We start from the raw sequence: 13,744 nt of genomic DNA on the forward strand, positions 1-13,744 counted from the left end.
CAGACAGCTCATAGGAATTCCTCGATACTCGAAGACGTGACCATCTCCCAGCCTGCAGCAGCCCCGCGCCTCACGCGTGCCGACGGAACCCCGTTGCGCATCCTGGTCGTCGACGACGAAGCCAGCCTCACCGACCTGTTGTCCATGGCGCTCCGCTACGAGGGCTGGGACGTGAAGAGCGCGAACGGCGGGCAGGACGCCCTGACGACGGCGCGGGAGTTCAAGCCCGACGCGATGGTGCTCGACGTGATGATGCCGGACCTCGACGGCCTGCAGGTGCTCAGCCGGCTGCGGCAGAACAACGACGACACCCCGGTGCTGTTCCTCACCGCGAAGGACTCCGTCGAGGACCGCGTGACCGGGCTCACCGCCGGCGGCGACGACTACGTCACCAAGCCGTTCTCCCTCGAAGAGGTCGTGGCGCGACTGCGAGGCCTCATCCGCCGCTCGCAGATCTCGATCTCCGAGGCCGGCGACTCCCGCATCGTGGTCGGCGACCTGGTGCTCGACGAGGAGTCGTACGAGGTGCACCGTGCCGGCCGGCCGATCGAGCTGACCGCCACCGAGTTCGAGCTCCTCCGCTTCCTGATGCGCAACCCCCGTCGCGTGCTGTCGAAGGCGCAGATCCTGGACCGCGTGTGGTCGTACGACTTCGGCGGCAAGTCCTCGGTCGTCGAGATCTACATCTCCTACCTGCGCAAGAAGATCGACGCCGGTGAGACCCCGATGATCCACACGGTGCGCGGCGTCGGGTACGTCATCAAGCCCACCTCGTGACCCTCCGGCGTCGGCTCGTCCTGAGCATCGTCGCCCTCGTCGTCGCCGTCAGCGCGGTGATCGGGGCGGTGAGCATCATCGCGCTCTCCTCGATCCAGACGGGTGCGATCGACAAGCAGATCACCAGCGCCACCCACCGTGCGCAGCGCTACCTCGAGCAGAACCAGAGCGGGCAGCCGAGCATCGACCTGTCCCGTCCGTCGGGGCAGGCCGCGGGGACCCTGACCGCCTACTTCGTGGACGGGCAGGTCGTCATCGCGAACGTCCTCGACGACTACGGGCGACCGAGCTCCATCACGCAGTCGAGTGCCACGGCCCTCGGCCAGGTGCGCGTGGGCGGCGACCCGGAGACCGTCGACCTCGGTTCGGACATCGGGCGCTACCGGCTCACCGCCGTCACCGTCGGTCCCGCCGTCCTGGTCGTCGGACTGCCGATGGCCCCGGTCTACGCCAGCGTCTGGTCGCTGTTCTGGGTGGTCGTCATCGTCGTCGGCACCGCGCTGCTCGCCGCGTCGATCGTCGCCGCCGTCGTGGTCCGGCGTTCGCTGCGCCCGCTCGAGCGCGTCGCCGAGACCGCCTCGACCGTGGCCCGGATGCCCCTCGACCGCAGTGACGCCCTGGACGGCGTCCGCGTGCCCGACACCGACCCCCGCACCGAGGTGGGCCGGGTCGGCAGCGCCTTCAACCGGATGCTCGGGCACATCGGCAGCGCGATGCAGGCCCGGGAACGCTCGGAGCAGAAGGTCCGGCAGTTCGTCGCGGACGCCTCGCACGAGCTCCGCACCCCACTCGCCTCCGTGCGTGGGTACGCCGAGCTCACCCGTCGGATGGGTGGTGACCTGCCGAAGGACGTCGTCTACGCCATGAGCCGCATCGAGTCCGAGTCGATCCGGATGACGTCGATGGTCGAGGACCTGCTGCTCCTCGCCCGCCTCGACGAGGGGCGCGAGATCCAGTTCGACGAGGTCGACCTGACCGGCCTCGTGCTCGACGCCGTCAACGACGCCCACGCAGCATCGCCGGAGCACGTCATCGAGATCGACGTGCCGTCCTCACCCGTCGTGGTCGTGGGGGACGCCGCGCGCCTGCACCAGGTGATCGTGAACCTCGTCACCAACGCCAGGACCCACACACCAGAGGGCACCCGCATCATCGTGGGTCTCGCGCCGTCGCCGTCCGGCCCCGGCGTGGACCTGACCGTGCGGGACACCGGCCAGGGCATCGACCCGGAGTTCCTGCCGAAGCTGTTCGAGCGGTTCGCCCGTGCCGACAGCTCCCGGTCGCGCACCGTGGGGTCGACCGGGCTCGGGCTCGCGATCGTGGACGCGGTCGTGCAGGCGCACGGCGGCAGCGTCGAGGTGGCGAGCGTGCCGGGCGACACCGTGTTCACGGTGCACCTGCCGGTGGACCCGGCGGCCGCGTCGGAGTCGGAGTCGGCCGCGTCGGCCGCTGCTGCGGTGTCCGCTGATTGGTCGGGGACGCCCGCTGCGGTGGACGCGACCCACTGACGCTGGGGAGGCGCGGGGCGGGCCCGCACCGCGCCTCCAGACCGGTGTTTGGTCTCGTCCACGGCATCTGCTACTGTTCTCGAAGCCAAAGACCGCCGGATGTCGTGCTGCTCGCAACGTGGTTGTGAACATCGTGACCGAAGGTCCTCACTCGTGAGGCATCCCGCGCAGGTGTTCCGAACCACTCCCACCATCTGGTGAGAGCAGCTCCGAGCCTCTGCGCCGGAGCTTTTTTCGTTCGTGGACCTGGGGCTACCGGCAAGAAACCCCAAGGAGAACCATGGCGAACAAGGAAGCTGCGGTCGCCGAGCTCACGGAGTCCTTCCGTAGCTCGAACGCCGTTCTGCTCACCGAGTACCGCGGTCTCACGGTCGCGCAGCTCAAGGAGCTCCGCAACTCGATCCGTGAGCACGCCACGTACGCCGTGGTGAAGAACACGCTGACCAAGATCGCGGCGAACAACGCCGGCATCTCCTCGTTCGACGAGGAACTCGCCGGTCCGTCCGCTCTCGCCTTCGTCCACGGTGACACCGTCGCCGTCGCGAAGTCGCTGCGTGCATTCGCCAAGGCGAACCCCGAGCTCGTGGTGAAGGGCGGTTACTTCGACGGTAACCCGCTCACCGCGACCGAGGTGGACAAGCTCGCCGACCTCGAGTCCCGTGAAGTTCTGCTCGGCAAGCTCGCCGGCGCCTTCAAGGCCTCGCTGTTCGGTGCTGCGTACCTGTTCCAGGCCCCCCTCTCGCAGGCCGTCCGCACCGTGGACGCCCTTCGCGAGAAGCAGGAGTCCGCGGCCTGATCAGGCTCGCGTTCCACAACCACACGTATTACTGAGTAGTAGGAGAAAATCATGGCGAAGCTTTCGCAGGACGAGCTCATCGAGGCCTTCAAGGAGCTCACGCTCATCGAGCTCTCGGACTTCGTGAAGAAGTTCGAAGAGGTCTTCGAGGTCACCGCTGCTGCCCCGGCTGCTGCTGCCGCTCCGGCCGCCGCTGCCCCGGCCGAGGCCGCTGAGGAGAAGACCGAGTTCGACGTCATCCTCAAGTCCGCTGGTGACAAGAAGATCCAGGTCATCAAGGAGGTCCGTGGCCTGACGTCGCTCGGCCTCGGTGAGGCCAAGGCGCTCGTCGAGACCGCCGACGCCAAGATCCTCGAGGGTGCGAACAAGGAGACCGCCGAGAAGGCGAAGGCGACCCTCGAGGCCGCTGGCGCCACGATCGAGCTCGCGTAGTCTCGACCGTTCGGTTCACGAAGGCCGCTGCCCCTCGGGGTGGCGGCCTTCGTGCGTGCCGGGGGTGTGGTGCGTGCGGTGCGGGTACGGCCCGAGTGGCGCTTGCGCCAAAGCGACAGAGTGGCGCCAACTGTTCGCGGGATTCTGTCGCGATGGCAGCACATTCAGTCGGGGACTGCTGAGATCTGTCGCTTTGGCAGGACACTGTTGACCGCCGGGAGGCGCGGCGGTTGTCCACAGATCGGCTCAGGCTCCTGAGACCGGTCGTCTGGAGCGACAGTGTGCTGTCATGCATCCCGCCAACGCCATCGAGATCCTCCGCACGAACGACCTCGACCGGGCTGGCGCCCGCCATCTCCAGCGACGGCAGCGGGCTGGCGAGCTCGTGCGCGTCCGGCATGGCGTCTACGTCGAACGTGCGCAGTGGGAGGCTCTGGACGGTCGCTCTCGACACCTCGTCCGGATGCGGGCCGTCATCCCGTTGCTCCGGTCCGACGCGGTGTTCGCGCTCGACTCGGCTGCTGCGGTGTTCGGTCTGCCACGACTCGATCCGTGGCCCGATCGTGTCCAGGTCGTCGACGCCGGGCTCGAGCACGACCAGCACCGGGTGGGCCTGACCGTCCATGCCGGTGCGCCCGAACGATCGGGGAAGCTGTTCCACGGTGTTCCGTTCACCGCTCTGGCGCAGACCACCGTCGAGAACGCTCGGCGTGGCACCCTCGCCGATGCCGTCGTCGGGCTGGACCACGCGTTGCGGAGCGGTGTCGAACGCGGGGAGCTCGAGCGTCTGTGCGTTGCCGGAGGTCCGTGGGGTGCGGTGCGGCTCGAGCAGGCCCTGGCGATCTGTGATGTGCGCCACGAGTCGGTCGGGGAGTCGTACTTGGCGGTCCGCGCCGCCGAGTTGCACTGTCCGGACTGGGAACCGCAGCACGAGTTCCGCTCACCGGACGGCCGTGTCGACCGTGTGGACTTCTGGTTGCCACGCCAGGGCATCGTCGTGGAGTTCGACGGTCGACAGAAGTACGAGGACCCCGGGACGCTCAGAGGGCAGACCGGCGCTGAAGCCGTGTGGGCCGAGAAGCAGCGTGAAGACCGTGTCCGGGGCCGATCAGAGGTGAACGGCTTCGTCCGCGTCTACTGGGAGCACGTCGTGGCACCGGAACGGCTCCGGTCGCTGTTCCGACAGCACGGCGTGCCGTGCCGCTGATGGCGATCGCGCGCGGGAGTGCGGAGTTCAGACCCTCCGTGCTGCCAGAGCGACACTTCTTGGCGGAGACGAGCCGGGCCTCCTGGCAGAGCGACAGATGTCCGCGAACAGTTGGCGGCACCCTGTCGCTTTGGCGGAGGGGGGCGGCGCGGGCCGGAGGGCGGCGCGGGTCAGCGCAAGGTGCTGTGACGGCGGCCGTAGGCCAGGTAGAGCACGGCGCCGACGACCATCCAGATGCCGAAGGCGATCCACGTCGTTGCGCCGAGGAACACCGCCAGGAGCACGCAGCTCAGGGCGCCGAGGATCGGCACGACGGGGAACAGCGGCACGCGGTACGAGCGCTCGAGGTCGGGCTGCGAGCGACGGAGCACGATGACCGACACGTTGACGAGCGCGAACGCGACGAGGGTGCCGATGCTGGTGGCGTCGGCGAGCTCGCCCAGGGGGACCAGGGCGGCGACGATCGTGACCGCGATGCCGATGATCAACGTGTTCGCGATGGGGGTGCCGGTGCGCCGGGAGACCCGACCGAAGACCTTCGGGACGAGGCCGTCGCGGGCCATGGTGAGCAGGATCCGCGTCTGGCCGTAGAGCACGGTCAGCACCACGCTCGCGATCGCGATCACCGCGCCGATCGAGAACACCAGCGCGACGAGCGGCTGACCCGTGACGTCGACCACGATGCGGACGAGCGAGGCCTCGGACGACGAGAAGTCCGTCCACGAACGGGCACCGATCGCGGCGATGGCGACGAGGATGTAGAGCGCCGTGATGAGCGCGATCGAACCGATGATCGCCCGGGGGAGGTCGCGGCGCGGGTTCTTCGCCTCTTCGCCGGCGGTGGAGGCGGCGTCGAAACCGATGTACGAGAAGAAGAGCCTGGACGCCGCGGCGGTCACTCCAGCGGCACCCATCGGCGCGAGCGGCTCGAAGTTCTGCGCCTGGAAGGCCGTGAAGGCGACGACCACGAAGAACACGAGCAGAGCGATCTTCACGACGACCATGACGGTGTTCACCCAGGCGCTCTCGCGGGCACCGGGGATCAGGACGACGGTGGCGAGCAGGACCAGGACGGCCGCCGGCAGGTTCACGACGCCGCCGTCGCCCGGAGGCGCGGACAGTGCTGTCGGCAGGTGCAACCCGAACACGCGCAGGGTCTCGTCCACGTACTCGCTCGCGCCGACCGCGACCGCGGCCACCGAGACGGCGTACTCGAGGACGAGGCACCACCCGCAGACCCACGCGATGCCCTCGCCCATGGTGGCGTAGGTGTACGAGTAGCTCGACCCCGAAGTCGGGACGGCTCCGGCCATCTCGGCGTAGGACAGTGCCGAGAGCAGGGCCGCGATCCCCGCGACGACGAAGGAGATCCACACGGCAGGACCCGCGAGCGGCACGGCCGTGCCGAGCACCACGAGGATGCCGGTCCCGAGGGTCGCGCCGACGCTGATCATCGTCAGGTGCCAGATACCGAGCGACCGGCGGAGCGGTTCGCCGTTGACGCCGACGGCCGCCTCGGACTGCAGTTGCTCGATCGGCTTGCGGCGGGCGAGCTGCTGGCGGAGGGACGTGGGACGGGACGGCGCGGACGTCATGGGACCTCGGTGGTGCGGGGGCGGGGACGGCACATGCTCGCACGCCCCCTGAACGGGGTCAAATACGGCCGTCGGACTGCACCGCGGAACGGCGGTCGTCGAGCGCGCGCCGATGTCCGACCGCGGGGATACGGTTGCTGCATGAGCATGGGCGGCGGGATGCGCGGGGGCGGCGGTGGCGGTGGTCCGCGCGGCGGCGGCCGGATCTCCAGCGGTGACTTCCGTGCGCAGAAGGCCGCCAACGCCGAAGCGCCGAAGATCCCGCACCTGGTGAAGCGGATCGCCGGGCTGTTCGTCCCGCACCGCAGGTCGATCATCCTGACGGTCGTCCTCGTCCTGATCGGCGCGGCGATCTCGGTGATCCCGCCGCTGTTGACGCAGCAGGCGTTCGACCGGGGCCTGTTCCCACCCTCCGGCAGCCCCGACGTCCCGGTGCTGGTCGAGCTCGTGTCGGCGATGGTGTTCCTCTGGATCGCGAGCGCCGGGGTGGGCGTCTGGCAGACCTACCTGACGGCGACGGTCGGCAACAAGGTCATGGGTGCCATGCGGATGCGCCTGTTCGGGCACCTGCAGCGCATGGAACTCGCGTTCTTCACCCGCACGAAGACCGGGGTCATCCAGTCCCGCCTGCAGAACGACGTCGGCGGCGTCGCGAGCGTGCTGAACAACACGATCTCGTCGGTGCTCGGCAACACCGTCACGGTCATCGCCGCCATCGTCGCCATGCTGCTGCTGAGCTGGCAGATGACCCTGGTCGCGGTCGTGCTGCTCCCGTTGCTCGTCATCGCGCAGCGTCGGGTCGGGCAGGTCCGTGCCCGCATCGCCGGGCAGACGCAGGAGTCGCTGTCCGACATGACGGCGATCACGCAAGAGGCGCTGAGCGTCTCCGGCATCCTGCTGGCCAAGAGCTTCAACCAGCAGCGCAGTGAGACCCGCCGCTACGGGGACGAGAACCGCAACCAGATCCAGTTGCAGGTCCGCCAGCAGATGTCCGGGCAGTGGTTCTTCGCGATCGTGCAGATCTTCCTGTCGATCATCCCGGCGATCATCTACCTCGTCGCGGCCTGGCTGATCATCGGCGACGTCCCGATCACCGCCGGCACCATCGTCGCGTTCACGACGGTGCAGTCGCGCTTGCTGTTCCCGACGGTCGGACTGCTCCGGGTGGTGCTCGACCTGCAGACCTCCGGAGCGCTGTTCGCTCGGATCTTCGAGTACTTCGACCTGAAGCCCGCGATCACCGACTCGCCCACGGCGAAGCCCGTCGATGACACCATGGTCGGTCACGTCGCGTTCGACGACGTGACGTTCACGTACCCGGACGGCGAGGCCGACAAGCCGACGCTCCGCGGGGTCTCGTTCGACCTCCGACCCGGGCAGTTCGCCGCCTTCGTCGGTCCATCGGGCGCGGGCAAGACCACCGTGTCGTACCTGGTGCCACGGTTGTACGAGGCGACCGAGGGTTCCGTGCGGTTCGCCGGACAGGACGTCCGCGACCTCGTGCACGAGGACCTCATGCGCCACGTGGGGATCGTCAGCCAGGAGACGTACCTGTTCCACGCGACGATCGGCGACAACCTGCGCTACGCCAAGCCGGACGCCACCGACGACGAGGTCGAACGGGCGGCGCGGGCGGCGAACATCCACGACACGATCGCCTCGTTCCCGGACGGCTACGACACCGTCGTGGGGGAGCGCGGGTACCGGCTGTCCGGCGGCGAGAAGCAGCGGATCGCGATCGCGCGGGTGCTCCTGAAGGACCCTCCCGTGCTCGTGCTCGACGAGGCCACGAGCGCGCTCGACTCGATCTCGGAGCGCGTGGTGCAGACCGCGCTCGACACCGCCGCCGCGGGGCGCACCACCATCTCGATCGCGCACCGGCTGTCGACGATCCGGGACGCCGACGTCATCTTCGTGCTCGACCACGGGCGGATCGTCGAGCAGGGCACGCACGACGAACTCCTCGCGCTCGAAGGCACCTACGCGCTCCTGCACCGGCAGCAGAACACCCCGGCAGACACCGTCGAGCGCTGAGCCGGCCGGCCGGCGCCGGCGCCGGCGCGCACAGACCGACCGGTGCCAGCGTGCGCGGCGCGTGCGCGGAACGGACAGGTGACCCGACGGCGGACGGGAGGCCCGTGACCGGCCCGCAGCGCGCCTCCCGTCCGACCGCCCGCGTCTCCAGCCCGCCGTCTCCACCCCGCCGTCTCCACCCCGCCGTCTCGAGCCCGCACCGCGACAGGTGTCGCGAACGCGACCACCGAGGTCACGAAGCCGCAACGAACGTCGGATACCTGACACGAGTGTTGCTCGCGTGGTACCTGTGGTTGACGCGCACGCGTGCACCCTGCCCTCCTGAGCGGAGTTCGAAGTGACTGCAGTCCCACCGACGTCCGACACCAGCAGCCCCGGTCCCGACCCGATCCCCCCGGCGACGGACGCGCAGACGGGCGGTCCTCGCGTCGTCGAGGACGCACCGCGCAGGAAGGGCAAGCTCCGGGCGTTCCTGACGAGCGGCTCACTCGACATCCAGTCGAAGCTCCTGGTGATGCTGCTCGCCGTGAGCATCATCGCGGCGCTGGTGGTCGGCGTCGTCGGGTACCTGAACGGTCGTGCCTCGCTCGAGAACGCAGCGCTCAACCAGGTGACGTCGCTGCGCGAGGCCCGGATCACCGAGCTGAAGCGGTCGTTCGACCAGTTCACGCAGACGGTCGTCGCCCAGACCCGCAACGGGAGCGTGATCGGCGCGACGAAGGCGTTCTCGGCCGGGTGGGACGACCTGCGCGACCGTCCGGTGTCCGACGCCGACCACACGAAGGTCGACGCCTGGTACGCGGACACCTTCGTCCCGCAGCTCGACGCCCGGAGTGGCGGCTCGGCGAACCCGGACCAGTTCGCGCCGACGACCGATCCGCAGGCGTACCTGCAGGCCCGGTACACGGCGCCCTTCGACGACTACGACAAGGCCGCGCAACTCGACGACGCCGGTGACGGCAGCAAGTGGTCCGAGGCGCACGCCGAGTACCAGCCGTACTTCCGCCAGGCGGTCGAGTCCGCCGGCTACGAGGACCTGCTCCTCATGGACACCGACGGCGACGTGACGTACTCGACCTACTCCGGGGCGGACCTCGGTTCCAACCTGCGGGACGGCCCGTACCGGGACTCGAACCTGGCGAGCGGGTACGAGCAGGCGCTGCAGCTGACCAGTGCGGACGACTTCGTGGTCACGGACTTCGCCCGGTACGCACCGAGCCTCAACGTGCCGACGCTGTGGGTGATGTCCCCGGTGGGGGAGGACGGCAAGATCATCGGTGTGATGGCCGTGCAGGTGCCCGTGGACCTCATCAACCAGGTCATGACGGGCAACCAGGACTGGGCCGACGACGGGCTCGGCGACACGGGGGAGTCGTACCTGGTGGGGGCCGACCACCTGATGCGGTCCTACCCGCGCCAGCTGCTCGAGCACCCGAAGCAGTACCAGCGCGACGTGATCGCCGCGGGGACCGCACCCGGCACGGCCGCGCGACAGATCGCCGTGAAGGGGTCGGTGCTCCTGCAAGAGGTCAACACCACCCCGGTCAGCCGGGCGCTGCAGGGCAAGTCGGGCACGGTGATCTCGAACGACTACCGGGGCAAGGAGGTGTTGTCCGCGTACGCGCCGCTCGAGGTGGACGGCCTGCGCTGGGTGGTCGTGGCGCAGATGGACACCGCCGAGGCCTTCGCGCCGGTGAACGACTTCGCCCGGAACATCGGGTTGTCCCTGGTCGCCATCATCGTCCTGGTGAGCCTGCTGTCGCTGCTGCTGGCCCAGGTCTTCGTCCGCCCCATCCGCCGACTGCAGACCGCGGTGAACCGGGTCAGCAGCGGCGATCTCGGCGTCGAGGTGAAGACGAAGGCCGGCGACGAGATCGGTGACCTCGGGCTCGCCTTCAACGACATGAGCCGGAGCCTGCAGGTGAAGCAGGACCTGCTCGACGAGCAGCGGCGGCAGAACGACACCCTGCTCCTGACGCTCATGCCGGAGGAGGTCGCCCGGCGGTACAAGCAGGGCGACGAGACCATCGCCTCGGACCACCAGGACGTCGCGGTGGTCTACGCGGACATCATCGGGTACGACGACTTCGCCGCCGGCCTGACGGCGGAGGAGTCGCTGTCGCTGCTCAACGACCTGTGGCGGTCCCTCGACGAGGCCGCTGGTCGGCACGGCATCGAGCGGGTGCGCACGACGCGCAGCGGCTACCTGGCCAGCTGCGGTCTGAGCGTGCCCCGCGTCGACAACGTCCGGCGGGTGGTCGACTGGGCGGAGGAAGCACAGGGTGCGCTCGAGCGGTTCAACGCCCAGCACGGTTCGAAGGTCGGGCTGCGCGCGGGCATCGACACCGGCCAGGTGACGAGCGGTCTGGTCGGTCGTTCCAGCATCGTCTACGACATGTGGGGCGATGCCGTCAGCCTGGCGTACCGGGTCCAGGGCATCGCGCCCGCGCCCGGGGTGTACGCGACGCAGCGGGTGATCGACAAGCTCGGTGACCGCAGTGGCGTGCAGGACGTCGCGACGGTGCAGACCCAGACCGGACCGCAGAAGGTCTGGAAGCTCGAGCGGGTGGCGTCGTGATCGCCTTCTGGGAGCAGGCGTGGTTCTGGCCGTCGATCAGCGTGATCGTCGGGTTGCCGCTCCTGCTGCTCCTGTTGACCGAGGTGCAGTCGAGCCTCGAGCGCCGGCACAACCCGATGTCGAAGGTCGTCGCGCTGCTGCGCAACGCCGTCGTCCCGGTCATCGCGATCCTGGTCCTGTCGGTGCAGGTGACCGACGCGGTCGACCCGGGTCGGCCGGTGGTCAGCCAGGTCATCGCGACCGTGCTCGGCTTCCTGCTGATCGTCTTCGTGCTGAACGGGCTGAACATCCTGATGTTCACGAACGCCCGGAAGGGGACGTGGCGCGAGAAGATCCCGTCGATCTTCGTCGACATCGCCCGCGTCATCCTGGTGGCGATCGGCCTCGCGGTGGTGTTCCGCATCGTGTGGGGGACCGACATCGGCGGCATCTTCACGGCGCTCGGGGTCGGGTCGTTCGTGATCGCCCTGGCGTTGCAGACCGCCGTCGGGCCCATCGTCGCCGGCCTGTTCCTGCTGTTCGAACAGCCGTTCCGCCTCGGCGACTGGCTCGACATCGGCGGCACGCGCGGCCGGGTGGTCGAGGTCAACTGGCGATCGGTGCACGTCGACACCGGCGAGGGCATCCTGATCACCCCGATCGGATCGCTGGCCGGGGCGTCGTTCACGAACCTCAGCCGCACCGGTGGCACGTTCCCGGTGTCGACCGACGTCACGTTCACGACGGACGACCCACCCGCCGCCGTGGTCGCCCTGCTCGAGCGGGTCGCCAGCGGTCTCCCGCAGCTGTACACCGGGACGCGACCGAAGGCGGTGCCGGCGGGCGGTGCGGCGTACACGGTGTCGTTCCAGGTGCGCGGCCCGTCCCAGGAAGCCGACGCGCTCGCCCAGTTCCGGATGTGGCTCTGGTACGCCGCTCGTCGCGCCGGACTCGGGCTCGACGGCGACACCACCGACGACTTCGTGACGGACGCCCGCCGCGACGAGGCGCTCGCGGCCATCGCCGCGACGCTGTACCTGAGCGGGGACGACAGCGTCGCACTCGCCCCGGTGGTGCGCCTGGAGCGTTACGCCGCCGGCGAGGTCATCCACCGGGTGGGGACCGTGCCGGACTCGGTCCGGTTCGTCCTGTCCGGCAGCGTGGACCTGCGGGTCCCGTTCGAGGACGCCGAGTTGCCGGCGACCCGCGTCGAGGCCGGCGACTACGTCGGACAGACGGCGTTGACCCGGGAGGCGCTGCTCACGACCGCAACGGCGCTCACCGAGGTCTCGGTGCTGGTCATCCCCGCCACGGCGCTCGACCAGATCGTCCGGTCCACCCCGGCGCTGGCGCGCGACATGGGCGACGTGATCGACCGTCGACGCGCCGAGGTGTCCGCAGCGGTGTCCGCGCACGTCGCATCCCAGCAGAACGCAGTGACGGCGTCCTAGACTCGGGCCCGTGCGTTACGCGAACTCCGTGGTCGACCTCGTCGGCGACACCCCGCTCGTCAAGCTCAACCGCGTCACCGAGGGGGTGCGCGCGACCGTCCTGGTGAAGGTCGAGTACCTCAACCCCGGCGGGTCGTCGAAGGACCGCATCGCCACGCGCATCATCGACGCGGCCGAGGCCTCCGGCGACCTGCGGCCCGGCGGGACGATCGTCGAACCCACCTCGGGCAACACCGGGGTCGGGCTGGCCCTCGTCGCCCAGCAGCGCGGCTACCGGTGCGTGTTCGTGCTGCCGGACAAGGTCGGCGAGGACAAGCGCAACGTCCTGACCGCGTACGGCGCCGAGATCGTCGTCACGCCGACCGCGGTGCCGCCGGAGCACCCAGAGTCGTACTACTCGGTGTCCGACCGGCTCGTCCGCGAGATCCCCGGCGCCTACAAGCCGAACCAGTACGCCAACCCGAACGGGCCGCGCAGCCACTACGAGACCACCGGTCCGGAGATCTGGCGCGACACCGAGCAGCAGATCACCCACTTCGTCGCGGGCGTCGGGACGGGTGGCACCATCTCGGGCACCGGGCGCTTCCTGAAGGAGGCGTCCGACGGCCGTGTCCGCATCGTGGGGGCCGACCCCGAGGGCTCGGTCTACTCCGGCGGCACCGGCCGGCCGTACCTGGTCGAGGGTGTGGGCGAGGACTTCTGGCCGACCGCGTACGACCCCGAGGTGCCGGACGAGATCATCGCGGTGTCGGACGCCGACTCGTTCGCGATGACCCGCCGCCTGGCGCGGGAAGAGGGCCTGCTCGTGGGCGGGTCCAGCGGGATGGCGGTCGTCGCAGCGCTGCGGGCCGCCCGCGACCTGACCGAGGACGACGTCGTCGTGGTGCTGCTGCCCGACGGCGGTCGCGGTTACCTCGGCAAGATCTTCAACGACCGGTGGATGCGCTCGTACGGCTTCGCCGAGACCGACGAGGCGCGCACCGTCGGGTCGCTCATCGCCGGCAAGGACGGCCGTCTGCCCGACCTGGTGCACGCGCACCCGGCGGACACCGTGCGCGAGGTCGTCGACATCATGACCAAGTACGGGGTGTCCCAGATGCCCGTGCTCAGCGCGGAACCGCCGGTCGTCATCGGCGAGGTCATCGGCGCCGTCGCCGAGAAGGACCTGCTCGAACAGGTCTTCACCGGTGCCGCGAAGATGACGGACGCCCTGACCGGTTTCGTGGGCGAGCCGCTCCCGTTGATCGGCGTGGGCGAGTCCGTGTCCGCAGCGCGTCGAGCCCTCGAGACGGTGGACGCCCTGCTCGTCGTCGAGGACGGCAAGCCGGTCACGGTCCTGACCCGCCACGACCTCCTGACCTACCTCTCCGAGTAAGGAACGCAGCCA

Annotated in this window: 10 protein-coding genes; 9 read left to right on the plus strand and 1 reads right to left on the minus strand. The window is 69.5% G+C overall.

The annotated features are described in order from the left end of the window. Nucleotides 1–42 precede the first annotated feature (42 nt). From EDF33_RS11160 to EDF33_RS11180, 5 genes are all read left to right on the plus strand, one after another. A complete protein-coding gene (locus tag EDF33_RS11160; RefSeq protein WP_197068690.1) occupies nt 43–777 on the plus strand; it encodes a response regulator transcription factor in 735 nt (244 codons plus the stop codon). Further along, entirely contained in the window at nt 774–2,285 is a 1,512-nt protein-coding gene (locus EDF33_RS11165; RefSeq protein WP_132100054.1) for a HAMP domain-containing sensor histidine kinase, read from the plus strand. The genes EDF33_RS11160 and EDF33_RS11165 overlap by 4 nt, the downstream gene beginning before the upstream one ends. Nucleotides 2,286–2,565: 280 nt before the next feature. Beyond that, nucleotides 2,566–3,081 (plus strand): 50S ribosomal protein L10, encoded by a 516-nt coding sequence (gene rplJ, locus EDF33_RS11170; protein WP_123292121.1) that lies wholly within the window; start codon nt 2,566–2,568, stop codon nt 3,079–3,081. Between the two features lie 51 nt (nt 3,082–3,132). Next, complete coding sequence (gene rplL, locus EDF33_RS11175; RefSeq protein ID WP_123938632.1) at nt 3,133–3,513, plus strand: 50S ribosomal protein L7/L12; 381 nt, start codon at nt 3,133–3,135, stop codon at nt 3,511–3,513. A 289-nt stretch (nt 3,514–3,802) separates the two neighbouring features. Beyond that, on the plus strand, nt 3,803–4,720 hold the full coding sequence (locus tag EDF33_RS11180; RefSeq protein WP_132100055.1) for a type IV toxin-antitoxin system AbiEi family antitoxin domain-containing protein: 918 nt from the start codon (nt 3,803–3,805) through the stop codon (nt 4,718–4,720). 170 nt (nt 4,721–4,890) lie between these two features. On the opposite strand, the gene EDF33_RS11185 is transcribed toward EDF33_RS11180, so the two are convergent. Further along, nucleotides 4,891–6,315 (minus strand): amino acid permease, encoded by a 1,425-nt coding sequence (locus EDF33_RS11185; protein WP_132100056.1) that lies wholly within the window; start codon nt 6,313–6,315, stop codon nt 4,891–4,893. 141 nt (nt 6,316–6,456) lie between these two features. On the opposite strand from EDF33_RS11185, the gene EDF33_RS11190 reads away from it, so the two are divergent. The 4 genes from EDF33_RS11190 to EDF33_RS11205 all read left to right on the plus strand — a co-directional run bounded on the left by EDF33_RS11190 (nt 6,457) and on the right by EDF33_RS11205 (nt 13,732). Continuing rightward, a complete protein-coding gene (locus EDF33_RS11190) occupies nt 6,457–8,349 on the plus strand; it encodes an ABC transporter ATP-binding protein (protein ID WP_243692437.1) in 1,893 nt (630 codons plus the stop codon). A gap of 337 nt (nt 8,350–8,686) precedes the next feature. Further along, nucleotides 8,687–10,927 (plus strand): adenylate/guanylate cyclase domain-containing protein, encoded by a 2,241-nt coding sequence (locus tag EDF33_RS11195; RefSeq protein WP_132100057.1) that lies wholly within the window; start codon nt 8,687–8,689, stop codon nt 10,925–10,927. Beyond that, nucleotides 10,924–12,357, plus strand: coding sequence for a mechanosensitive ion channel domain-containing protein (locus tag EDF33_RS11200; RefSeq protein ID WP_132100058.1), 1,434 nt, complete (start codon nt 10,924–10,926; stop codon nt 12,355–12,357). Before EDF33_RS11195 ends, EDF33_RS11200 begins: the two co-directional genes overlap by 4 nt. A gap of 10 nt (nt 12,358–12,367) precedes the next feature. Next, nucleotides 12,368–13,732 carry a cystathionine beta-synthase gene (locus EDF33_RS11205; protein WP_123938636.1) on the plus strand — a complete coding sequence of 455 codons (1,365 nt, stop codon included), beginning with the start codon at nt 12,368–12,370 and terminating at the stop codon, nt 13,730–13,732. Nucleotides 13,733–13,744 lie beyond the last annotated feature (12 nt).

The sequence above is a fragment of the Curtobacterium sp. PhB146 genome (assembly GCF_004342995.1).
GTDB lineage: Bacteria > Actinomycetota > Actinomycetes > Actinomycetales > Microbacteriaceae > Curtobacterium.

Coding starts and splice junctions, on each gene's coding strand:
- rplL (WP_123938632.1), top strand. CDS start 3,133: ATGGCGAAGCTTTCGCAGGACGAGCTCATCGAGGCCTTCAAGGAGCTC.
- rplJ (WP_123292121.1), top strand. CDS start 2,566: ATGGCGAACAAGGAAGCTGCGGTCGCCGAGCTCACGGAGTCCTTCCGT.
- EDF33_RS11190 (WP_243692437.1), top strand. CDS start 6,457: ATGAGCATGGGCGGCGGGATGCGCGGGGGCGGCGGTGGCGGTGGTCCG.
- EDF33_RS11180 (WP_132100055.1), top strand. CDS start 3,803: ATGCATCCCGCCAACGCCATCGAGATCCTCCGCACGAACGACCTCGAC.
- EDF33_RS11185 (WP_132100056.1), bottom strand. CDS start 6,315: ATGACGTCCGCGCCGTCCCGTCCCACGTCCCTCCGCCAGCAGCTCGCC.